At 70.0% G+C, this 19,897-nt stretch carries 23 protein-coding genes; 13 read left to right on the top strand and 10 right to left on the bottom strand.

The features are described 5' to 3' along the window. Positions 1 to 2 precede the first annotated feature (2 nt). The 3 genes from ABZX02_RS13100 (at position 3) to ABZX02_RS13090 (ending at position 2,825) form a co-directional block, all read left to right on the top strand. Complete coding sequence (locus tag ABZX02_RS13100; protein WP_355297786.1) at positions 3 to 1,391, top strand: dihydrolipoamide acetyltransferase family protein; 1,389 nt, start codon at positions 3 to 5, stop codon at positions 1,389 to 1,391. Positions 1,392 to 1,505: 114 nt separating this feature from the next. Further along, a complete protein-coding gene (locus tag ABZX02_RS13095) occupies positions 1,506 to 2,429 on the top strand; it encodes a MerR family transcriptional regulator (protein WP_355297785.1) in 924 nt (307 codons plus the stop codon). A 69-nt stretch (positions 2,430 to 2,498) separates the two neighbouring features. Then, positions 2,499 to 2,825, top strand: coding sequence for a hypothetical protein (locus ABZX02_RS13090; RefSeq protein ID WP_355297783.1), 327 nt, complete (start codon positions 2,499 to 2,501; stop codon positions 2,823 to 2,825). 83 nt (positions 2,826 to 2,908) lie between these two features. Here ABZX02_RS13090 and ABZX02_RS13085 read toward each other — a convergent pair whose 3' ends face one another. The 3 genes from ABZX02_RS13085 to ABZX02_RS13075 form a co-directional block, all read right to left on the bottom strand. Continuing rightward, entirely contained in the window at positions 2,909 to 4,066 is a 1,158-nt protein-coding gene (locus ABZX02_RS13085) for an acyltransferase (protein ID WP_355297782.1), read from the bottom strand. A 106-nt stretch (positions 4,067 to 4,172) separates the two neighbouring features. Next, positions 4,173 to 5,387 (bottom strand): acyl-CoA dehydrogenase family protein, encoded by a 1,215-nt coding sequence (locus ABZX02_RS13080; RefSeq protein ID WP_355297780.1) that lies wholly within the window; start codon positions 5,385 to 5,387, stop codon positions 4,173 to 4,175. 10 nt (positions 5,388 to 5,397) lie between these two features. After that, complete coding sequence (locus tag ABZX02_RS13075; RefSeq protein WP_355297778.1) at positions 5,398 to 6,027, bottom strand: SCP2 sterol-binding domain-containing protein; 630 nt, start codon at positions 6,025 to 6,027, stop codon at positions 5,398 to 5,400. A gap of 101 nt (positions 6,028 to 6,128) precedes the next feature. Here ABZX02_RS13075 and ABZX02_RS13070 point away from each other — a divergent pair, with 101 nt between their 5' ends. After that, entirely contained in the window at positions 6,129 to 6,764 is a 636-nt protein-coding gene (locus ABZX02_RS13070) for a TetR/AcrR family transcriptional regulator (RefSeq protein ID WP_089919062.1), read from the top strand. Here the strand turns inward: ABZX02_RS13070 and ABZX02_RS13065 are convergent. Together ABZX02_RS13065 and ABZX02_RS13060 are read right to left on the bottom strand one after the other, a co-directional pair. Further along, entirely contained in the window at positions 6,753 to 7,514 is a 762-nt protein-coding gene (locus ABZX02_RS13065; protein ID WP_355297776.1) for a MaoC family dehydratase, read from the bottom strand. The two genes, ABZX02_RS13070 and ABZX02_RS13065, sit on opposite strands and share 12 nt — an antisense overlap. After that, the gene (locus ABZX02_RS13060; protein WP_355297774.1) at positions 7,514 to 8,749 is read right to left on the bottom strand and encodes a 3-oxoacyl-ACP reductase; all 1,236 of its coding nucleotides are present in this window, start codon (positions 8,747 to 8,749) and stop codon (positions 7,514 to 7,516) included. Before ABZX02_RS13060 ends, ABZX02_RS13065 begins: the two co-directional genes overlap by 1 nt. A gap of 53 nt (positions 8,750 to 8,802) precedes the next feature. Here ABZX02_RS13060 and ABZX02_RS13055 point away from each other — a divergent pair, with 53 nt between their 5' ends. Next, a complete protein-coding gene (locus tag ABZX02_RS13055; RefSeq protein ID WP_355297773.1) occupies positions 8,803 to 10,008 on the top strand; it encodes an acetyl-CoA C-acetyltransferase in 1,206 nt (401 codons plus the stop codon). 86 nt (positions 10,009 to 10,094) lie between these two features. Further along, positions 10,095 to 10,346: a hypothetical protein gene (locus ABZX02_RS13050; RefSeq protein ID WP_355297771.1), complete on the top strand. Its 252-nt coding sequence runs from the start codon at positions 10,095 to 10,097 to the stop codon at positions 10,344 to 10,346. 3 nt (positions 10,347 to 10,349) lie between these two features. Here the strand turns inward: ABZX02_RS13050 and ABZX02_RS13045 are convergent, their stop codons facing one another. Both ABZX02_RS13045 and ABZX02_RS13040 read right to left on the bottom strand, forming a co-directional pair. Beyond that, complete coding sequence (locus tag ABZX02_RS13045) at positions 10,350 to 10,532, bottom strand: hypothetical protein (protein WP_355297770.1); 183 nt, start codon at positions 10,530 to 10,532, stop codon at positions 10,350 to 10,352. Further along, entirely contained in the window at positions 10,532 to 11,146 is a 615-nt protein-coding gene (locus tag ABZX02_RS13040) for an SIMPL domain-containing protein (RefSeq protein WP_355297768.1), read from the bottom strand. Before ABZX02_RS13040 ends, ABZX02_RS13045 begins: the two co-directional genes overlap by 1 nt. Before the next feature lie 147 nt (positions 11,147 to 11,293). Here ABZX02_RS13040 and ABZX02_RS13035 point away from each other — a divergent pair, with 147 nt between their 5' ends. The 5 genes from ABZX02_RS13035 (at position 11,294) to ABZX02_RS13015 (ending at position 15,654) form a co-directional block, all read left to right on the top strand. Continuing rightward, positions 11,294 to 12,487 carry an ATP-binding protein gene (locus ABZX02_RS13035; protein WP_355297766.1) on the top strand — a complete coding sequence of 398 codons (1,194 nt, stop codon included), beginning with the start codon at positions 11,294 to 11,296 and terminating at the stop codon, positions 12,485 to 12,487. 158 nt (positions 12,488 to 12,645) lie between these two features. After that, on the top strand, positions 12,646 to 12,792 hold the full coding sequence (locus ABZX02_RS13030) for a hypothetical protein (protein ID WP_169746017.1): 147 nt from the start codon (positions 12,646 to 12,648) through the stop codon (positions 12,790 to 12,792). Between the two features lie 231 nt (positions 12,793 to 13,023). Further along, positions 13,024 to 13,875, top strand: coding sequence for an NAD(P)-dependent oxidoreductase (locus tag ABZX02_RS13025; protein ID WP_355297764.1), 852 nt, complete (start codon positions 13,024 to 13,026; stop codon positions 13,873 to 13,875). A gap of 52 nt (positions 13,876 to 13,927) precedes the next feature. Then, a complete protein-coding gene (locus tag ABZX02_RS13020; RefSeq protein ID WP_355297762.1) occupies positions 13,928 to 15,295 on the top strand; it encodes a S28 family serine protease in 1,368 nt (455 codons plus the stop codon). Between the two features lie 14 nt (positions 15,296 to 15,309). After that, positions 15,310 to 15,654, top strand: coding sequence for an NTP pyrophosphohydrolase (locus ABZX02_RS13015; protein ID WP_355297760.1), 345 nt, complete (start codon positions 15,310 to 15,312; stop codon positions 15,652 to 15,654). Here the strand turns inward: ABZX02_RS13015 and ABZX02_RS13010 are convergent. Then, on the bottom strand, positions 15,644 to 16,417 hold the full coding sequence (locus ABZX02_RS13010; protein ID WP_355297758.1) for an HAD family hydrolase: 774 nt from the start codon (positions 16,415 to 16,417) through the stop codon (positions 15,644 to 15,646). The two genes, ABZX02_RS13015 and ABZX02_RS13010, sit on opposite strands and share 11 nt — an antisense overlap. 21 nt (positions 16,418 to 16,438) lie before the next feature. After that, positions 16,439 to 17,101 (bottom strand): TetR/AcrR family transcriptional regulator, encoded by a 663-nt coding sequence (locus ABZX02_RS13005; RefSeq protein ID WP_355297756.1) that lies wholly within the window; start codon positions 17,099 to 17,101, stop codon positions 16,439 to 16,441. 97 nt (positions 17,102 to 17,198) lie between these two features. Here ABZX02_RS13005 and ABZX02_RS13000 point away from each other — a divergent pair, with 97 nt between their 5' ends. Beyond that, the gene (locus tag ABZX02_RS13000; RefSeq protein ID WP_355297754.1) at positions 17,199 to 18,116 is read left to right on the top strand and encodes an SDR family oxidoreductase; all 918 of its coding nucleotides are present in this window, start codon (positions 17,199 to 17,201) and stop codon (positions 18,114 to 18,116) included. Between the two features lie 27 nt (positions 18,117 to 18,143). Continuing rightward, positions 18,144 to 18,812 carry a dienelactone hydrolase family protein gene (locus tag ABZX02_RS12995; protein WP_355297753.1) on the top strand — a complete coding sequence of 223 codons (669 nt, stop codon included), beginning with the start codon at positions 18,144 to 18,146 and terminating at the stop codon, positions 18,810 to 18,812. Here ABZX02_RS12995 and ABZX02_RS12990 read toward each other — a convergent pair. Next, positions 18,809 to 19,861, bottom strand: a complete 1,053-nt coding sequence (locus ABZX02_RS12990; RefSeq protein ID WP_355297751.1) for an NAD(P)-binding domain-containing protein — start codon at positions 19,859 to 19,861, stop codon at positions 18,809 to 18,811. The two genes, ABZX02_RS12995 and ABZX02_RS12990, sit on opposite strands and share 4 nt — an antisense overlap. Positions 19,862 to 19,897: the final 36 nt, after the last annotated feature.

Raw genomic sequence — 19,897 nt, 5'->3', positions numbered from 1 at the left:
AAATGCCGCAGTACAAGCAATTCCCCCTGCCGGACACCGCAGAGGGGCTGACCGAGGCCGACATCCTCACCTGGCACGTGAAGCCGGGCGACACCGTGACGGTCAACCAGATCATCGTCGAGATCGAGACGGCCAAGGCCGCCGTCGAGCTGCCGTGCCCGTGGGCCGGCGTCGTGACCGAGCTCCTCGCTGAGCCCGGTCAGACCGTCGAGGTCGGCGTCCCGATCATCACGATCGACACCGACCCCGGTGGCGCGGCCGCACCCGCGCCCGCCGCCGCTCCCGTTGCGGCGGAGGCGAACGGCACCTCGTCCGGCAAGATCGGCGAGGAGATGCCGGGCGGGCGCATCGCGACGCTCGTCGGCTACGGCCCGAAGTCCGGTGCCGCGAAGCGCCGAGCCCGCAAGGACTCCGCGCCCGCCGCAGCTCCGGCCGCGGCCGTCGTGGCTCCTCCGGCTCCCGTCGCCCCTCCGGCGCCCGCGCCCGTGGTGGTCGCGGCTCCGGTGCAGGCGCCGGGCGGGTACGTGCCGCTGGCCAAGCCGCCGGTGCGCAAGCTGGCCAAGGACCTCGGCGTCGACCTGCACGCGCTCACGGGCTCCGGCCCCGGTGGCGTGATCACGCGCGAGGACGTCGAGACCGCCGTCTCCGCGCCGGCCGTCGCTGCTCCCGTCCAGTCCTTTGTGGACAACGGCACGCGCGAACGCCGGGTGCCCATCAAGGGCGTCCGCAAGGCGACCGCGCAGGCGATGGTGGACAGCGCGTTCACCGCACCGCACGTCACCGAGTTCCTGACGGTCGACGTGACGCCGATGATGGAGCTGCGCGCGAAGCTCAAGAACGCGCCGGAGTTCCGCGGCGTGAAGCTGACGCCGCTCGCGTTCTGCGCCAAGGCCGTGATCCTGGCCGCGCGCCGCACGCCCGACGTCAACGCGACGTGGGACAGTGCCGCGAACGAGATCGTCTACAAGGACTACGTCCACCTGGGCATCGCGGCCGCCACGCCGCGCGGCCTGGTGGTGCCGAAGGTCCGCGACGCCGACCGCATGTCCCTCAAGGAACTCGCGGTCGCGCTGGACGAGCTCGCCACGGTCGCCCGCGAGGGCAAGACGTCGCCGGCCGACATGATGAACGGCACCATCACGATCACCAACGTCGGCGTCTTCGGCGTCGACACCGGTACGCCGATCCTCAACCCCGGCGAGTCCGCGATCCTCGCGCTCGGCGCGATCCGCGACATGCCGTGGGTGGTCGACGGCGAGATCAAGGTCCGCAAGATCTGCCAGCTCGCGCTGTCGTTCGACCACCGCGTGGTCGACGGCCAGCAGGGCTCGCAGTTCCTGGCCGACGTCGGCGCGTTGCTGGCCGAGCCGGGCAACGCGATCACCTACTGAGGTCCGCTCGCTCGAAGGCCCCCGCACTCCGGTGCGGGGGCTTTTCGCTGTTCAGCCATCCGTTGGGTTGTTCGAGTTGACTCTCCAGTCGCTGGAGACTGCACAGTTGTCCCCGTGACGCGCTACCAGATCGGCGAGCTCGCCAGGATGACCGGACTCACCGTCCGCACCATCAGGTTCTACTCCGACTCGGGCCTCATCCCGCCCGCGGACCGGACCACCGGCGGCTACCGCACCTACGACGCCGACGCGGTGGCGAGGCTGAAACTCGTTCGCACGCTCAGGGACCTGGGCGTGGACCTGCCGACAGCGGGCCGCGTGCTGGCCCACGAGGTGTCGGTGACCGACGTGGCGCGTGCACACGCGGAAGCGATCGACGCGCAGATGAAGACCTTGCGGCTCAGGCGAGCCGTGCTGCGCGCCGTCGCCAAAGGAGGGGAGATGGAACTGATGAACGAGTTGGCACGCATGTCGGACGAGGAGCGCCAGCGCATCCTCGACGACTTCTTCGAGGAGGTGTTCGGACCGTACGAACTGGACCCGCAGTTCGAGCAGCACATGCGATCCGTGCGGATCGAGCTGCCGGACGACCCGTCGACCGAGCAGTTGGAGGCGTGGGTCGAGCTCGCGAAGCTCGTGCAGGACCCGGACTTCCGCGCGAGCGTGAAGCGGATGTCCCAGCAGCACGAGGAGAAGCGCCGCGCCGGCGAGGACATGGGACCGCCGCAGGGGGACGACCAGATGGCGGCGTTCACCTTCGCGATCGCCCAGGCCCGTGAGGCGCTCGACGCCGGCATCGCGCCGGAGTCCGCGCAGGCGCGCGAGGTCGTGGACCGCGTGAACGCCAACTGGGCGCAGGCGCTGGGTCTGCCGGACGACGAGCACCTCGTGGCGAAGCTGCGCGAGTTCGCCGACTTCGCGGACCCGCGTGCCGAGCGGTACTGGGTCCTGATCGCGAAGGTCAACGGCTGGCCCGCCATGCCCGACCACTCCCGGGAACGGGCCTGGCTGCGCGAGGCCGGGCAGCCGTTCGGCTAGACCTCCGCCAGTCCGCGGGAACCAGCTGGGCGCCCAGCTCGTTCCTTTGACAACGAAGGGGGAATCGCCATGTCTGCTCTGTTCGAGATCCTGGGGAGCGTGTTCGGCGAGGCCTTCGGGCCGAGCGCCCAGGACCACACGCGCGGCGACGCCGACGTCTTCGTGGACGGTGAGTGGCAGGAGGGCGAGCTGTTCTTCGGTCCCACGAAGATCATCTGGGACGAGCGCATCATCTTCAGCGACGCCGAGGGGCGCGTCGAGCTGATCGTCGACCAGGACCCGCCGCACCCGAACTTCGTGGTGCTGCACTTCCGCCGTCCGGACGACACGGTGCTGCTGGCCGTGCACCGCCGCGAGCTGACGCGCGTGGGCTCGGTGCTGACGCTGCCCGTCTGATCTGGACCTTTACCGGTCCATAACCGCTCGAAGTGACGCTTTCGGTGGCCCGCCGGCGCAGGGGAACGGCGGGCCGCTACACCTCAGGCGTTGACCGGAACCGGCGGCACTTCCTTGGTCGGCGGGTTCACCGGCTCGGGCTTCTTCGACCGGCGCGCGATGATCCGGCGGCCCAACTCGATCGCCGGGTGCTCGACCCAGCGGTAGACCACGTCGGCGAGCAGCAACGACACCAGCGTCACCACGAGCGCGGTGAGCGTGCCGTAGACGGCGAAGCGCGGCAGCAGCCCCGCCACCATGAAGGCCGCGATGCCCTGGAACAGGTAGAGCGAGTACGAGCGGTCACCCACGAACCGGGCCGGCGCGGTCGACAGCACCCACGTCACCGGGTTCCGGTTCATCAGCGACACGATCAACATCGCCGTGAGCACCGCGTACCCGAGCAGCAGCACCACGGCGTTGCTCGTCGAGTGCCACAACGACTCCATGTTCACGTGCAACACCGCGAACGCGACGATCACCAACGGCGCGACGAGCGGGTGCGTCAACGGCCGCACGAACGCGAAGAGGCGCTTGCTGTTCATCACGATCGCGAGCAACGCACCGACCAGCAGCACCACGTAGTGCACCGTGGACGTGTAGAGCGCGGTCATCGAGTAGCTCGTGTACCAGCCGCCCGTCAACGGGATGAAGGCGATGAGCACCGCCATCGCGCCCACCGCGATGTAGACGCGCCGCCTCGCCGCCGCGACACCCGCGAAGACCATCAACGCAGGCCACACGAGGTAGAACTTCTGCTCGATGCCGAGCGTCCACGAACCGGAGAAGTAGTCGTTGGGCGCGCCCGCCATGCCCGCCGGCAGGAACTCGTTCATGAACGGCAGGTAGTACTTCAGCGTCTCCGGGTACCGGATCGTGAAGAAGTCGCCGCGCAGGTAGAAGAACGCCATGATGAAGGCGAAGATCACGAAGTACGGCGGCATGATCCGGAAGACGCGCCGGATGTAGAAGTTCTTGAGCGAGATCCGGCCCTTGAGGTCCTGTTCGCGCAACAGCAGCGTGGTGATCAGGAACCCGGACAGCACGAAGAACAGGTAGACACCGACCCAGCCGGAGAGCCACTTCCACTCGGCCCCGCCGAAGTGGAAGACCACCACGATGACGGCCGCGAAGGCGCGGAGACCGTCGAGCGCGGGGAACCGCCGCATCTCCATGAACTCGGCATGGGTCAACGTGCGCACGACGTTCCTCCAAGAAGGGGCTCGCCCAGACCTCCGGGGCGTCCAGCACGGTACCAAACGCCCCTGATAGCGGGCCGGGGCGCACAACCCGGCCCGCCCCAAGGCATTACCTGATCTGCATGCCCGAGATCATCCGCGACACCACGAGCCGCTGGATCTCGCTCGTACCCTCGAAGATGGTGAAGATCTTGGCGTCCCGGTGCATCCGCTCCACCGGGTGCTCACGGGTGTACCCGGCCCCACCCAGGATGTGGATCGCCCGCTCCGTCGCCCACACCGACACCTCGGACGCCTTGAGCTTCGACATCGACCCCTCACCCGCGGTGAACGGCACGTTGTTGCGCCCCATCCACGCCGCCCGCCACACCAGCAGCCGCGACGCGTCGATCTCCATCCGCATGTTCGCGAGGTCGAACGCGATCGACTGGTTCTCGATGATCTTGCGTCCGAACGCCTCGCGGTCCTTCGCGTACTCCAGCGCGTAGTCGTAGGCGGCGCGGGCGACGCCCACGGCCATCGCGCCCACGGTCGGGCGGGTGGTCTCGAACGTGGCCATCGCCGCCTGGCCGCCGGCCTTCAGGCCTTCGCGGGCACGCGCGAGACGGGCCTCCAGGCGCTCGCGACCGCCCAGCACGCAACGGCCGGGCACCCGCACGTCGTCCAGGAACACGTCGGCCGTGTGCGAGGCGCGCATGCCGTGCTTCTTGATCTTGCCCGGCGACGACAGGCCCGGCGTGCCGGGCGGGACGATGAAGCCGGCCTGGCCGCGGGAGCCCAGTGCGGGGTCCACGACGGCGGTGACCACGTGCACGTTCGCGATGCCGCCGTTGGTGGCCCACGCCTTCTGGCCGTTCAGCACCCACTCGTCGGTGGCCTCGTCGTAACGCGCCCTGGTCCGATAACCGGCGACGTCGGAGCCCGCCTGGGGTTCGGAGGCGCAGAAGGCGGCCAGCTTCGGGTCCGACTCGTCGCCGAAGCACTCCGGCACCCACTCGGCGAGCTGTTCGGGCTCGCCGCCCGCGAAGATGCCCGCGACGGCGAGGCCGGTGCCCATCAGGGACAGCGCGATGCCCGCGTCACCCCAGAAGAGCTCCTCGGTGGCGATGGGCAGCGAGAGGCCGATGGGGTCGGCGAACCAGGTCGCGAGTGCTTCGAAGCCGTAGAGGCCGATCTTCGCCGCCTCCTGGATCACCGGCCACGGCGTCTCCTCGCGCTCGTCCCACTCGGAGGCCGCCGGCCTGATCACGTCGCGAGCGAAGCCGTGCACCCAGTCGCGCAGGTCGGTCTGGTCTTCGTTCAGCTCGAGCGAGAAGCCACCCACAAGAAGTCTCCTAAGCCTTCGGGATGTTGAACAGGCTCATGAACCCGGCCGCGAAACCCAGGTCCCCCTTCACCTTCAGCTTGCCCGTCATGAACAGCACGGGGGCCGAGGCGTTGCCGGTGGCGAGCTTCAGGAAGTCCGCCGGCGTCAGCGTCACGATGGCACGGGCCTCGCGCGTCACGCCCTTGTTAATGGTGCACTCGGCGTTCTCGATGATCGCCTCGTACACGTCCTCCAGCACGTGGAAGTGGACGACCGCCTTCGTCGCACCGGCCCGGTCCGCGCGGAAGTGGACCTCCATGCGGCGGAACACCTCGTCCAGCACGCGCACGCGCAGCGCGGGATCGGAGACGACGGCCTCGATCTGGTCCTTCGAGGCGCGCGAGATGATGCGGGCGAAGTTCGACGGGTCCATCTTCGACAGGTCGAGGTCGGCGCCGCCGTCGGCCAGTGCGCCCAGGGCGTTCAGCAGCGCGGCGAAGTCCTCGCGACCGAGCTTCTTCGGGTCGATGCCGCGGGCGATGATGTCGATGTTCACGTCCTTGAGCGCGGGGTCGTCCGGCGAGATCTGCCGCAACGTGCTGATCAGCTCGGCCGGGCTGAGCTTCGCGATCGCCTCGGTGGTGAGGTCGAGCGTCATTGACACACCTCCTGGTACCTACTCGCGAGTAAGACTACTCACCAGTAGATAGAGCGGCAAGCCGATCGGATAATCTTGCGGCTTCGAACCGAGGGGTAGTGATGCGCACAGAAGGTCGAGCCAAGCGCTTGCCACGCGCGGTGCGTGAGCGGCAGATCATGGACGCCGCCGTCGACGTGTTCTCGCGGCTCGGCTTCCACTCGGCCTCCATGGACGAGATCTCCGAGGTCGCGGGCATCTCCAAGCCGATGCTCTACGCCTACCTCGGCTCGAAGGAAGAGCTGTTCGCGACGTGCATCCGGCGCGAGGCCACGCGGATGATGGAGGCCATCGCGACGGGCGTCGAGCCCGACCAGGAACCCGACGTGCAGCTGTGGAGCGGCCTGCGCGCGTTCTTCGGGTTCGTCGGCGAGAACCGCGCGAGCTGGCAGGTGCTGCACCGGCAGGCGTCCAACCAGGGCGGACCGTTCGCGGTCGAACTCATGGACATGCGCGCACGTGCGGTGTCACTGGTCGCCGCGCTGCTCACCCAGTCGACGAAGGCGCCCGCGACCAAGCTCGAGGCGGAGTCGCTGGCCGCCGCGCTGGTCGGGGCCGGCGAGTCGCTCGCGGACTGGTGGCTCGACCACCCCGAGGAACCCGCCGGCGTCGTCGCCGCCCGCCTCATGAACCTCGTCTGGATGGGCTTCGGCGACCTGGTCGACGGCAACGTCTGGCATCCACCGTCACGTCGTTGAGCCGAGCAGGTGGGGACCCCTGCCCCACACGGCGAACTCCCAGCCGGACGCGCCCTCGGTCGCCGAGAACTCGACGCGACCGGGGATGAACAGCGGCTTCTTGAACCGGACGGCCACCGTCACGGCCTCGGGCAGCCGTCCCTCCAGCGCGGCCAGGCAGCGCGCCTTCGTCCACATCCCGTGCGCGATGGCGCGCGGGAAGCCGAAGACCTTGGCGCCCAACGGGTGCAGGTGGATCGGGTTGCGGTCGCCGGACACCGCGCCGTAGCGGCGGCCGATGTCCGCGGGCACCTTCCACACCGCCGAACCGGTGGGTCGCTCCAGTTCCTCGCCCGCGCCCGCCGAACCGGAACCCCGCCGCAGGTAGGTCGACACGCCCTCCCAGACGCCGGACACCGACGTCACGACGTCGACCTGGGTGCCCTGCGGGTGGGGGCGCAGGTCGCGCGCGGACACCGTGATCTCCAACGGCTCGTCCAGCGTCAGCGGCCGCGACTGCGTGATCCGGTTCGCGACGTGCACCAGTCCGGGCAGCGGGAACGGGAAACCGTTGCCGGACATCAGCTTCATCTGCGACGGGAAGCCGAGCACGTGCGGGTACGTCAGCGGCAGCGCGTCGCGCAGCCCGAAACCGCACACCGCGTTGTACGCCGCCAGGTGCTTCAACGACACGTCGACCGTGGTCGAGACCGGTGCGGCGGCAAGCGTTTCCCCGCGCCGGAACGACGTGAGGGCAGCGCGCAGCAGCATCACGCCCCCAGCAGCATCTGGCCGCAGACCCGCACGACGTTCCCGTTCACGCCACCGGACCCCGGCGACGCGAACCACGCCACGGTCTCCGCGACGTCGGACGGCAGGCCGCCCTGCGACAGGCTGTTCATCCGCCGCCCGACCTCGCGCGTCGCGAACGGCACCGCCGCGGTCATCTTCGTCTCGATGAAACCCGGTGCCACGGCGTTGATCGTGCCGCCGCGCGCGGCGAGAACGGGTGCCAGCGTCTGCACCATCCCGATCACGCCGGCCTTCGAGGTGGCGTAGTTGGTCTGGCCGACGTTGCCCGCGATGCCGGCGATCGACGACACCCCGACGATCCGCCCGCCCTCGCGCAGCACGCCGCCGTGCAGCAGCGCGTCGTTCACCCGCTCCTGGCAGGCGAGGTTGACCTCCAGCACCGAGTTCCACTGCGAGGAGTCCATGCGCGCCAACGTCTTGTCGCGCGTGATGCCCGCGTTGTGCACGACGACGTCGACGCCGCCGTGCCGTTCGAGCAGGTAGCAGGTCAACCGAGCGGGATCACCGGTGATGTCGAGCTGCAGCGCGGAGCCGTTGACGGAGTTCGCCACCTTCGACAGCTCGTCGCCGGCGGCGGGGACGTCGAGGCACACGACGTGCGCGCCGTCGCGGGCGAGCGTGGCCGCGATCGCCTCGCCGATGCCCCGCGAGGCACCCGTGACCAGCGCGACCTTGCCGTCCAACGTGCCGGTGGCGGAGTTCTCGGACACGCGGATGACCTGCCCGGACACGTACGCGGACCGCCCGGACAGCAGGAACCGCAGCGTCGACTCGACCCCGTCCTCCGCACCGTCCGCCACATACACGAGGTTCGCCGTGCCGCCGCGGCGCAGTTCCTTGCCGACCGAGCGCACGAACCCTTCGAGCGCCCGCTGCGCCACGGAGTCCGGCGACCGACCGATGACGACCACCCGCCCGCACGGCCCGAGCTGCGTGATCGCGGGGTGGAAGAACTCGTGGAGCTGCCCGAGGTCGCCCACGGTCGAGATCTCCGACGCGTCGAAGACCAGCGCGCCGTAGGGGGCCGGACCTGTTTCCAGCTGCTTCAGGAAGGGCAGCCGGGTGGCGCCACCGACGAGCACGGGTGTCGCCAGGGCGGCGTCCCGGCGCAGCGGGTGGGGGTTCGGCAGGCCGAGCCTGCGCACGAGCTGGCGCCCCAGCCCCGACGTCGCGAACTTCTGGTACCTGTCCACGTCGCACAACCTACTCGCTAGTAAGTCTACCCGCTAGTAGGTAGTATGGCGGCATGCGCGTAGCGATCATCGGCGGCAACCGGATCCCGTTCGCCCGCTCGAACGGCCCGTACGCCACCGCGTCGAACCAGGACATGTTCACGGCGGTGCTGGACGGGCTGGTCAGCCGGTTCGGTCTGCAGGGCGAACGCCTCGGCGAGGTGGTCGCGGGCGCCGTCCTCAAGCACTCGCGCGACTTCAACCTCGTCCGCGAGTCCGTCCTGGGCAGCAGGCTCAGTCCCGAGACGCCCGCCTACGACCTCCAGCAGGCGTGCGGCACAGGCCTGCAGGCGATCGTCGCCGTCGCCAACAAGATCGCGCTCGGCCAGATCGACGCGGGCATCGCAGGCGGCGTCGACACCACGAGCGACGCGCCCATCGGCGTGAACGAGAACTTCCGCAAGCTCCTGCTGGAGTTCAACCGCACCCGCAAGATCAGCCTGCTCGCGAAGCTGCGGCCCGGTCACGTCGTCCCGCACCTGCCGCGCAACGGCGAACCGCGCACCGGCATGTCCATGGGGGAGCACGCCGCCGTCACCGCGGCCCGGTACGAGATCACCCGCGAGGCCCAGGACGACCTGACCGCGCGCAGCCACCAGAACCTCGCCCGCGCGTACGACGAGGGCTTCTTCGACGACCTCGTCACCCCGTACCTCGGCCTGACCCGCGACCAGAACCTCCGTCCGGACAGCACCGCCGAGAAGCTCGCGAAGCTCAAGCCGGTCTTCGGCGACACGATGACCGCCGGCAACTCGACCCCGCTCTCCGACGGCGCCTCCGCGGTCCTGCTGGCCACCGAGGAATGGGCGCGTGAACGCAACCTGCCGGTCCTCGCGTACCTGACGTTCGCCGAGACCGCCGCCGTCGACTACGTGCGCGGCGACGAGGGCCTGCTCATGGCGCCCGTGCACGCCGCACCGCGCATGCTCGACAAGGCTGGCCTCACGCTGCAGGACTTCGACTTCTACGAGGTGCACGAGGCATTCGCGTCCCAGGTCCTCGCGACGTTGAAGGCGTGGGAGAAGGAGCTCGGCGAGATCGACCGGTCCAAGCTGAACGTCAACGGCTCGTCGCTCGCGGCAGGCCACCCGTTCGCCGCGACCGGCGCGCGGATCGTGGCGACGCTCGCGAAGCTGTTGCACCAGAGGGGAAGTGGACGCGGTTTCGTGTCCATTTGCGCCGCCGGAGGTCAAGGGATCACAGCGATTCTGGAACGGTGACGCATTTAGTCTTGCCGAACACGACAGTCCCTCATGCACACTCAGAGTGTCGCAGCGCGGCGGCACTGGGGGGTGGGATGCAGGACATGGGCGTTGATCCCGAAAGAGATCCGGTCCTGGCGCGCGCCCTCGTCGGCACGCTGCGCGACGAGTGGCGCCCGGCCGCCGACGCGATGCGGTCGGCACGCGAGTGGGAACGCCGCGCCTACATAACGTTGACGCTGGCAGCGGCCGCTCGCCGCCGCGTCGAGTGGCTTAAGAGGTGGCTGACGGCACGGCCGGGCGACCGCGACGCCGTCGCCGTGCACAACGCGATGGAGTCGCTCGACGGCCAGTAGGGGTCACCCGCCGCCGCCCGCGCACGAGGACGAGTTGTCGTAGGTGCCGTTCGGCTTGGCGCGGTACTGGTAGCGCCCCTCCGCGCGCCCGCGCCGCACCCGTCGGCCGAGCAGGACGAACGTCGCGAGGAGGGCCAGGACCAGCAGGACCACCCCGCCGATGCCCAGGACCAGTGCGGTCTCCATCAGTCGAGCAACGACCACGCCGCCGTGCACGAGGCCGACACCGTGATCTGCTGCGCCTTCAGGTTCAGCTGGTCGACCATCCCGGCCGGTCCCGCCATCTCGAACGACGCCGCGCCGCTCATCATCCGCGGCGAGTAGTGCGCCCCACCGTCGGTGTCACCGATCCGCAGCAACGGCCCGAGCCGCCGCCCCAGAGCCGAGGCGTACCCCTCGGCGCGTCGCAGTGCATCGGCGACGGCTTCCCGTTGCGCCTCACGGATCGCCTCGGTGTCGTCGACCAGCGTCCACGTCGGGCCGTTGATCCAGGACGGTTCCGCCTGCACGAGTTCGGCGAGCAGGGCGTCGAGGCGGTCCAGGTCCTTCACCCAGATCACGTACTGCTGGGAGGCGCGGCTGCCGACGCGCTGGTTGTTGTCCCAGTTGTCGTGCGCGGACAGCTGCCGCGACCGCACCTCGAACTCCTCGAGCAGCGGCTCGACCGCGGAGATGCGCTGGTTGAGCGTGCTCACCGCCTCGGAGCGTTCGGCGCCGAGAGCCTCGAACGTCACGTCCACCTGGGCGCGGTCGGCGGTGCGCTCGACCTCGCCGGTCCCCTTCGTCACGACTTCAGCCACGTGGGCCAGCCAACCGCCACCACGGTTCATCCGCAACTATTAGGCTCTATTGCTCAATCACTAGATAAACGAATACAGCCAAATCGGGCCTGAGTTCGTCTGCGCGTCTCTAGGACCCGCACTAGAAACGCGGATACGGTGCGAGCCATGGACCCGGTGCGCAACCCGTTCGCTCCCGGTGCAGGCCAGCGGCCTCCTGAGCTCGCCGGCCGGGACAAAGAGGTCGGCGCGTTCGAGGTGGTGCTCGAACGCGTGGCCCGCGGCCGTCCCGAACGCAGCCTCGTGCTGACCGGGCTGCGGGGCGTCGGCAAGACGGTGCTGCTCGGCGAGCTGCGGTCGATGGCCGTCAAGCGCGGGTGGGGCGCGGGCAAGGTCGAGGCCCGGCCGGACGCCGACCTGCGCAGGCCGTTGAGCGCCGCGCTGCACCGGGCGATCCGTGACCTGGCGGTGCGCCACCGGGCGCCGGACCGGGTCGAGTCGATCCTCGGCATCCTCAAGGCGTTCGCGCTCAGGGCGGCCCCGGACGGCGCCAAGCTGCGGGACCGCTGGCAGCCCGGCATCGACGTGCCGGCGGCGAGCGGCAGGGCCGACTCCGGCGACATCGAGATCGACCTGGTCGAGCTGTTCACCGACGTCGCGGAGCTCGCGCAGGACGTCGGTACGGGCGTCGCGCTGCTCATCGACGAGATGCAGGACCTCAAGCCCGACGACATCAGCGCATTGTGCGCGGCGTGCCACGAGCTGTCGCAGATCGGGGCACCGCTCGTGGTGGTCGGCGCAGGTCTGCCGCACCTGCCCGCCGTGCTGAGCGCCAGCAAGTCGTACTCGGAGCGACTCTTCCGCTACGTCCGGATCGACCGGCTCAGCCGCGAGGACGCCGACCGCGCGGTGCTCGCCCCGGTCGAACGCGAGGACGCGGGCATCACGGACGAGGCGCTGGACGCCCTCTTCGACGCGTCCGGCGGTTACCCCTACTTCATCCAGGCCTACGGCAAGGCCGCCTGGGACGCCGCGCCGGCCGACCCGATCACCGCGCTGGACGTCTCGGTGGCCGCTCCGGAGGCCGACGCGGAGCTGGCGGTGGGCTTCTTCGGCTCCCGATACGAGCGTGCAACCCCCGCTGAACGCGAGTATCTCCGGTCGATGGCCGAGTTGACCGACGGAAAGGATGCCGGGGTCAACACCGCCCAGGTCGCCGACCACCTCGGCCGCAAGCCCTCGTCGCTGTCGCCCGCGCGGGACTCGCTCATCAAGAAAGGCCTGGTCTACAGCGCGGAACGGGGTCAGATCGCCTTCACCGTGCCGCACTTCGGGAGGTTCCTGCTCGGTCGGGAGGAGTGACGGCGGCCACCTGCTGTTGTCCGGCTGTCTACGTTGTCTGCCGATGATTCATCGGCGTGTGCCCCAACTCACCGGATAATCGCGTGCTTTTACGCCTACGCGGGTGCATACTTGGGTTACCAACCAAACAGACCTCACAGAGGGAAGTGCAGACCGAGATGAACTTCGCAGCGAAGCTCCGCGCCCGTCGTGCCGAGGCGCGCAACCGGAAGGCCGTGGCTCGCGCGATCGACATGGCGACCACCCCGTCCATGCGTCACGAGCTGATGGCCATCGCCCAGGCTCAGGTCACCACCCTGCGCTGACTCTTCAAGACCCGGCACTCGCGCGGCGCCCCGTCGCGAGTGCCTCCCCACCTGCAAGCCCCTGGAGCACCTCCCGCGCTCCAGGGGCTTCAGTCTGTTAAACGTGATCCACGACACAGTAGGCTGGCGTTGTAACAGCGCACGTCGGTCCGCCGATGTCACTGTTGACCTCGCGGTGCTGTCGGACCCCCGACCTGGCAGCACCGCGAGGTTTCTTGTTTGCTGGGGGTCATGGAGATCGCCGTGCTCGGCACCGGCCTCATGGGTGCCCCCATCGCCGCCAACCTCGCCGCGGCCGGACACGTCGTCCGGGTCTGGAACCGCACGCGGGCGAAGGCCGAACCCCTCGCCGCGCACGGGGCGACCGTCGTCGACTCCCCCGCGGACGCCGTGCAGGGCGCCGAGGTCGTCCTGACGGTCCTCAACGACGGCCCCGCGGTCACCGCCGCCATCCAGGCCGCCGCGCCGTCACTGCCGCACGACGCCGTGTGGATCCAGACGTCCACCGTCGGTGTCGAGGCGACGGAGGACCACATCGCGCTCGCCCGGTCGCTCGGGCTGGAGTTCGTGGACGCACCCGTGCTCGGCAGCACCAAGCCTGCGGCCGAGGGCAAGCTCGTCGTCCTCGCGTCCGGTGACGAGGCACTGCGCGACCGCGTCCAGCCCGTGTTCGACGTGATCGGCGCCCGCACGATGTGGGTCGGCGAGGCTGGCGCGTCCACGAAGCTGAAACTCGTCGCGAACAGCTGGGTGCTCGCGCTGACGGCGGCGGTCGGGGAGGCCGTGTCGCTCGCGGAGGCGTCCGGGCTCGACCCGAAGCTGTTCCTGGAGGCCGTGTCCGGCGGCGCGATCGACACGCCGTACCTGCAGACCAAGGGCGGCGCGATCATCGAACGGTCCTTCGAGCCCGCGTTCAGCGCCGAGAACGCGCTGAAGGACGCCCGGCTGGTGGCCGAGGCGGCACAGCGGGCGAAGGTGCGGCTGGACGTCGCACAGGCCTCCGGCGAACGGCTTCAGCGCGCCGTCGACGGCGGGCACGGCGACAAGGACATGGCCGCGTCGTACTACGCCAGCTTCGAATAACCCCGACGATCGGCCGGTCCGGTGGGGCGCGCGGGCTCAATAGCGTGGCCTGGTGAACAGACTCGTACGCTCCCTGCTGGCGTTCGGCCTGGCATCGGCGCAGGTCGCCGCCACCGCCGCAGTGGTGTCCGCCGCCCCCGACATCAAGGACCGCATTGCCGCCATCCCCGGTGTGCGGATCATCAGCGAAGGGACGTCCGGCACCGCGCGGACGTTCATCGTCGGCATCCAGCAGCCCGCGGACCACCGCAAGCCGCGCGGCACGACGTTCGAGCAGCGCTTCTCGTTGCTGCACAAGGCGGAGTCGAAGCCGATGGTGCTGCACACCAGCGGCTACAACCTCTCCGGGCCGAGCCCGTCCGAGCCCGCCCGGCTCGTCGACGGCAACCAGATCAGCGTCGAGCAGCGGTTCTTCCCGCCGTCGCGGCCCGCCCCGGCCGACTGGGACGACCTGAACATCTGGCAGGCGGCCAACGACCACCACCGGATCGTGCTCGCGTTCAAGAAGATCTACGGCGCGAAGTGGCTCTCGACCGGTGCCAGCAAGGGCGGCATGACGTCGATCTACCACCGCCGGTTCTTCCCGCGCGACGTCGACGCGACCATCGCGTACGTGGCGCCGAACGACGTGGTGAACGACCGCGACGTCTACGGCAAGTTCATCCGCGAGGTCGGGAACGACCCGTCGTGCAACCGCCGCCTCGAAGGCGTGCAGCGGCAGGTTCTTCAGCACCGCGACGAGTTCGTGGCCCGCCTGGAAGCGCGCGGCTACACGTACAAGCAGTTCGGCAACGCCCACAAGGCGCTGGACATCCTGGTCCTGGACACGCCGTTCACCTTCTGGCAGTACGGCACGCAGGAGCAGTGCGCGCTGGTGCCCGGTGCCGGTGCCTCGGTGGACGACCTCTGGAAGTTCATCGACACGACCGTCGGCTGGGACTTCTACACCGACGCGGGCGTCGCGCCCTACACGGCGTACTACTACCAGGCGGGCACGCAGCTCGGCTGGCCCGAGGCGGACGAGTCGGCCGTGCGCGACCTGCTGCGCTACCCCGGTTCCTCGGTGCCGCGCTCGATGGTCTCGCCGGACATCGCGTTCCCGCGCTTCGACCGTTCCGCGATGCGCGACATCGACACGTGGGTGCGCTACCAGGGCTCGCGGCTGCTGTTCGTGAACGGTCAGAACGACCCGTGGAGCGCGGAACCGTTCCGCCTCGGCCGGGGCACGCGCGACTCGCTGTCGTTCACGGTGCCCGGCGGCAACCACGGCGCGAACATCGCGAAGCTGCCCGAGAAGGAGCGCGCCGCCGCCACGGCCGCCGTCCTGCGCTGGGCCGGCGTCCAGTCCGCTCCCGTTGCGGCACTTGCCGTGGACGAGGGCCCGGACTCCCTGGAAGCGCTGCGAGCGCGCCGGGGCTGAGGCACGCTGGAGGCGTGAAGCCGTTGCTCGTGGTCGACGCAGCCAACGTCGTGGGGTCGGTCCCCGACGGGTGGTGGCGCGACAGAGCGGGCGCGGCCGAACGCCTCCGCGACGCCCTGCGCGGCCGGGACGAGGAGGTCGTCCTGGTCGTGGAAGGCAAGGCCCGCAACGTGTCCTCGGTCGACGACGTGCGCGTGGTCTCCGCACCGGGCGACGGCGACGACACGATCGTCGAGGTCGTGCGCACCGAGGGGGCCGGACGCGCGGTGACGGTCGTGACGGCCGACCGCGCGTTGCGGCAGCGGGTGACCGAGCTGGGAGCCGAGGTGGCGGGACCCACCTCGGTGCCTAGATCCTGAAGAGCCGTTCGAGCACCTGCGCGACGCCGTCCTCGGTGTTCGGCGGCGCGTGGTTCGTGCAGGCCTGCTTCACGAGCGGGTGCGCGTTGCCCATCGCGTAGGCCGTGCCGGCCCAGCCGAGCACCGACAGGTCGTTCGGCATGTCCCCGAACGCGACGACCTCGTGCTTGCCGATTCCCCTGGTGGCGCAGAGGGATTCGAGCGTGGCGGCCTTCGAGACGCCCGGCGGGCTGATCTCCAGCAGGCCGAGCCCGCCCGAGTGCGTGACCGTGACGTGCTGCCCGACGGCCTCCCGCGCGACCTCCATCATGTGGTCGCTCTCGGAGTCCGGCGCCCACGCGAGCATCTGCACGACCTGGTGCGCCTCCTCGAAGACGTGGTCGAGCAGCTCCAGTGTCCTGTGTGGATTGTTGGGGCCGAACCCGCGGAAACCCGGCTCGCACAGCACTTCCAGCCCGGTCTCGACGGCGATGCCGACGTTCGGGATCACCTCGGCCAACGCCTCGGACACCTTCCGCACCACGTCGAGCGGCACCGTCTGCGCGTGCGTCACCTCGCGATTCGTCAGGTCGTAGATCATCGCGCCGTTGGAGCAGATCGCGGTGCCGGTGAGGGCCAGGTCCTGCACGAACCGCGGCGGTCGTGCCGTGACCACCACGACGTCCGCGTCGACGGCGTGGAGCGTGGCGCGGGTGCGGTCGCTCAGCACCCCGCCCGGTTGCAGCAGCGTGCCGTCGAGGTCGGTGGCGATCAGCCTGATCATCGGCCGATTATCGGGCAGGGACTAGCTCCTGCGGGCGAGAAGCCCGGAAGCCGTGACCTCGGTGGCGCGCCGCACGACGTCGGTGAAGTCGAGGCACATCACGGCCAGTGCCGGGTCGGCGGCGTACGCGTCCAGGACCGCCTGCGGGGGACGGCTGCCCGGCCAGGCGGCGACCGCCGTCAGCATGACGGTCCGCATCAGGGTGGCGGCGTCCTCGTCGCCCAGTTCGGGCAGGTGCCGCGCGGTGAGCCGGACGAGCCCCTGCAGGTACCCGTGGACGGCGCGTTTGTGCTGCAGCGCGGTCTCGGCGGAGATGTTGCGTTCGAGCACGGTGGCCTGGGCGCTGATCAGGTCGCACAGCACCGGGCGACGTGTCAGCGAGGTGGCCAGGACGTCGGCCAGCAGGTCTCCCCGTTCCCTGGCGGAACCGCTGCCGGAGACCGGCGTGGACTCCAGCTCGGCGATCCAGTCCGCGACCTCGGCCTCCAGCAGTGCGAGCAGCACCGCCTCCCGCGACTCGAAGTAGCGCAGGACATTGGCCTTGGCGAGGCACACCCGGCGGCTGAGCGCGGTGAGGGTCAGGTCGGCGACCGGCACCTCGGTGAGCATCGCGCTCGCGGTGGCGAGGATCTGCCGCCGCCGTTCGCCGCGCTGCTCGTCGGTGCGCGCTCGCTGGAAAGTCATGTCACGCATGTTACAGACCGCCGGTACTTTACTAAGAGACCGACGGTCCTTTATGTTGGCTACATAAGAGACCGGCAGTACTTAATGAGGGGTCGCCATGTACCAGGTTCCTGACCAGCACGGGAAGCGCATCGTCGTCACCGGCGCGAACAGCGGCACCGGCAAGGAGGCGGCCAAGCGCCTGGCGGGAGCCGGGGCCGACGTCGTCCTCGCTGTGCGCACCGAGGCCAAGGGTGAGCAGGCGAGGGCGGAGATCCTCACCGCGCATCCCGGCGCGCGGGTCGAGGTCCGCCGGCTCGACCTCGCCGACCAGGCGTCGGTGCGCTCGTTCGCGGAGGACCTGGTCGCCGAGGGCAGGCCGGTGGACGCGCTGGTCAACAACGCGGGCGTGATGAACGTGCCCGCCCGGACCGAGACCGTCGACGGCTTCGAGCTGCAGCTGGCCAGCAACTTCCTCGGCCCGTTCGCGCTGACCGTCCGTCTGCTGCCGCTGCTGCTGGCCGCGCCCGCGCCGAGGGTCGTGACGATGAGCAGCGGTGCCGCGTACCGCGGGCGGATCGACCTCGACGACCTGCAGTCCCGCCGCCGGTACAGCCCCACGCTGGCGTACGCGCACTCCAAGCTGGCCGACCTGCTGCTGACGGTGCACCTGGCGGAGCTCGCGGCCGAGAAGGGCTGGCCGCTGCTCTCGGTCGCCGCGCACCCCGGCTACACCCGCACCAACCTCATGACGTCCGGCCCCCACCTGAACGGCGGCAAGCCGGGTCTCCTCGAGTCGATCGGCTACCGGGTCATCCCCTCCCAGGGGGTCGAGCAGGGCACCGAACCGCTGCTGTACGCGACGGCCGACCCCGGAGCGGTCGCCGGCGGCTACTACGGACCGCGCTGGGCGCTCGTCGGCCCGACCACGACCGCCTCGATGCCGAGGGCCGCGCGCGACAAGGCGCTCGCCGCCCGGCTGTGGACCGAGGCCGAACGCCTCACCGGCACGTCGGTGGAGGTCGTCGGCCGCTGACCCGCCGCGCTCGGGCAAGATCGATCCATGACGCATCGAGTTGACGACATGCCGTTGCCGGTCTGGCTCCCGGAGTCCGGCTCCGGCCCCGGCATCGTGCTGATCCAGGAGATCTTCGGCCTGGACGGGTACCTGCGCGGCATCGCCGAGAAGCTGGCCGCGCTCGGCTACGTCGTGGCCGTGCCCGAGCTCTTCCACCGCTTCCAGCCGGGCTGGGTCGGCGAGCACGACGAGGCGGGCATCGCGAAGTCGATGGAGGTCGTCGGCAACCTCGACTTCCCGCTCGCCGTGCAGGACGTCGTCAAGTCCGTGCAGTACCTGCGCGGCCTGCCCGAGGTCACCGGCGGCGTCGGCGTGCTCGGCTTCTGCCTCGGCGGCACGCTCGCGTACAACGCCGCCATCGCCTCCGACCCGGACACCGCCGTCTCGTTCTACGGCTCGGGTGTGCCGGACCAGATCGGCTCGCTGGGCCAGGTGTCGTGCCCGATCCAGTTCGTCTTCGGCACCGAGGACTCGTTCATCACGGGCTACCAAGCGGTCGTGGACGCGGTGGAGGAGCACGAGGGCGCCGAGATCCACCTGGAGCCCGCCGGCCACGCGTTCCTCAACCACCTCGGTCCCTGGTACGACCGCGCCGCCGCCGACCGCGCGTGGGACGAGTCCGTGCAGTTCCTCGCGCGCACCTTGCCCGTCTAGGAGATGCAGGGCACCGCGAGCTGCTCGGAGAAGAACCTCTCCAGCGGCTTGCGGTGCAACCGCCGTTCGACCGCGAGCAGTTCGTTGCGCCGGTAGTGCCGCACCTGCGTGCGCGTGACGACGAACCCGTTGCGTTCGGTCGTCGGCATCTCGTCGTAGAGCAGCGCGTGCTGTCCTTGCGTGACAACGACGTCCGCCAGTCCGTCCGGGATCTCGCTGGCCCGCGTGGCGATCGTGGCCGCCAGCGCGTCCGGGCGGTTGCGCAGCCGGCGGTGCGGCCACGGCACCCCGTGGTGCTCGGCCTCGAGCGACCGGTGCAACGCCCTCGCGGCGTGCCGGATCGCCTTGATGGAGTCGCCGGACAGCACGTGCACGCCGGGACCGTCCAGGGAGGTGTCCCGGCGGAACCCGGTGCACGCGATGACCCGGTCGTACCGCAGCTCGCCGGTGCCGTCGATCGTCGCGACGAACTCGGTGCCGTCCTTGACGATCCGCTGCACGGCCCGCCCGACGGTGTGCGTGAGCCGGGCCGTGGACGAGATGTTGTCGGCCGTCTCGAACGCGCTGGGACCACGTCCGACGATCAGCACCCGCTTGCCGGCGTATTCGGTCGGATCGGTGCTCGCTGTCGCGTACGTCTCGGCGTGCTCGATGCCGGAAAGCCGTGGCAGGTAGGGCTTCTGGCCGGTGGCCACGATGACGTGCCGCGCCTGGTACGCGTCCACGTCGGTGACCGTCGTGCCGTAGCGGATGTTCAACGGGCGTGCGAAGTCCTCCAGGTAGCGCACCAGGTCGTCCGCGCTCGGGAAGGACCTCTTGCTGTAGCGCGCGAACGGCACGCCCTCGAACAGCGAGTTGTCGTCCGTCGAGAGCACCCGGTGGCGCGGGAACGTACGGAAGAAGCTCGCCGGCTCCGGCCCGCTCTCGACGATCAGGTAGTCGCGACCCGCCCGGTGCAGGAAACCGCCCATCTGCAAGCCCGCTGGACCCGCACCGATCACCAGGTACTCCACCATCACGCACCTCCCGGCGTCCTCTACGCCGATCACGGCGAAAAGGTTCAGACGGGCGGTCTGCGTTCCATG

The sequence above is a fragment of the Lentzea sp. NPDC003310 genome (assembly GCF_040610935.1).
Taxonomy (GTDB): Bacteria; Actinomycetota; Actinomycetes; order Mycobacteriales; family Pseudonocardiaceae; genus Lentzea.
This window is presented reverse-complemented; position numbering and strand designations above follow the sequence as displayed.

Coding starts and splice junctions, on each gene's coding strand:
- ABZX02_RS13100 (WP_355297786.1), top strand. CDS start 3: ATGCCGCAGTACAAGCAATTCCCCCTGCCGGACACCGCAGAGGGGCTG.
- ABZX02_RS13090 (WP_355297783.1), top strand. CDS start 2,499: ATGTCTGCTCTGTTCGAGATCCTGGGGAGCGTGTTCGGCGAGGCCTTC.
- ABZX02_RS13075 (WP_355297778.1), bottom strand. CDS start 6,027: ATGACGCTCGACCTCACCACCGAGGCGATCGCGAAGCTCAGCCCGGCC.
- ABZX02_RS13070 (WP_089919062.1), top strand. CDS start 6,129: ATGCGCACAGAAGGTCGAGCCAAGCGCTTGCCACGCGCGGTGCGTGAG.
- ABZX02_RS13065 (WP_355297776.1), bottom strand. CDS start 7,514: ATGCTGCTGCGCGCTGCCCTCACGTCGTTCCGGCGCGGGGAAACGCTT.
- ABZX02_RS13055 (WP_355297773.1), top strand. CDS start 8,803: ATGCGCGTAGCGATCATCGGCGGCAACCGGATCCCGTTCGCCCGCTCG.
- ABZX02_RS13050 (WP_355297771.1), top strand. CDS start 10,095: ATGGGCGTTGATCCCGAAAGAGATCCGGTCCTGGCGCGCGCCCTCGTC.
- ABZX02_RS13045 (WP_355297770.1), bottom strand. CDS start 10,532: ATGGAGACCGCACTGGTCCTGGGCATCGGCGGGGTGGTCCTGCTGGTC.
- ABZX02_RS13035 (WP_355297766.1), top strand. CDS start 11,294: ATGGACCCGGTGCGCAACCCGTTCGCTCCCGGTGCAGGCCAGCGGCCT.
- ABZX02_RS13030 (WP_169746017.1), top strand. CDS start 12,646: ATGAACTTCGCAGCGAAGCTCCGCGCCCGTCGTGCCGAGGCGCGCAAC.
- ABZX02_RS13025 (WP_355297764.1), top strand. CDS start 13,024: ATGGAGATCGCCGTGCTCGGCACCGGCCTCATGGGTGCCCCCATCGCC.
- ABZX02_RS13010 (WP_355297758.1), bottom strand. CDS start 16,417: ATGATCAGGCTGATCGCCACCGACCTCGACGGCACGCTGCTGCAACCG.
- ABZX02_RS13005 (WP_355297756.1), bottom strand. CDS start 17,101: ATGACTTTCCAGCGAGCGCGCACCGACGAGCAGCGCGGCGAACGGCGG.
- ABZX02_RS13000 (WP_355297754.1), top strand. CDS start 17,199: ATGTACCAGGTTCCTGACCAGCACGGGAAGCGCATCGTCGTCACCGGC.
- ABZX02_RS12995 (WP_355297753.1), top strand. CDS start 18,144: ATGACGCATCGAGTTGACGACATGCCGTTGCCGGTCTGGCTCCCGGAG.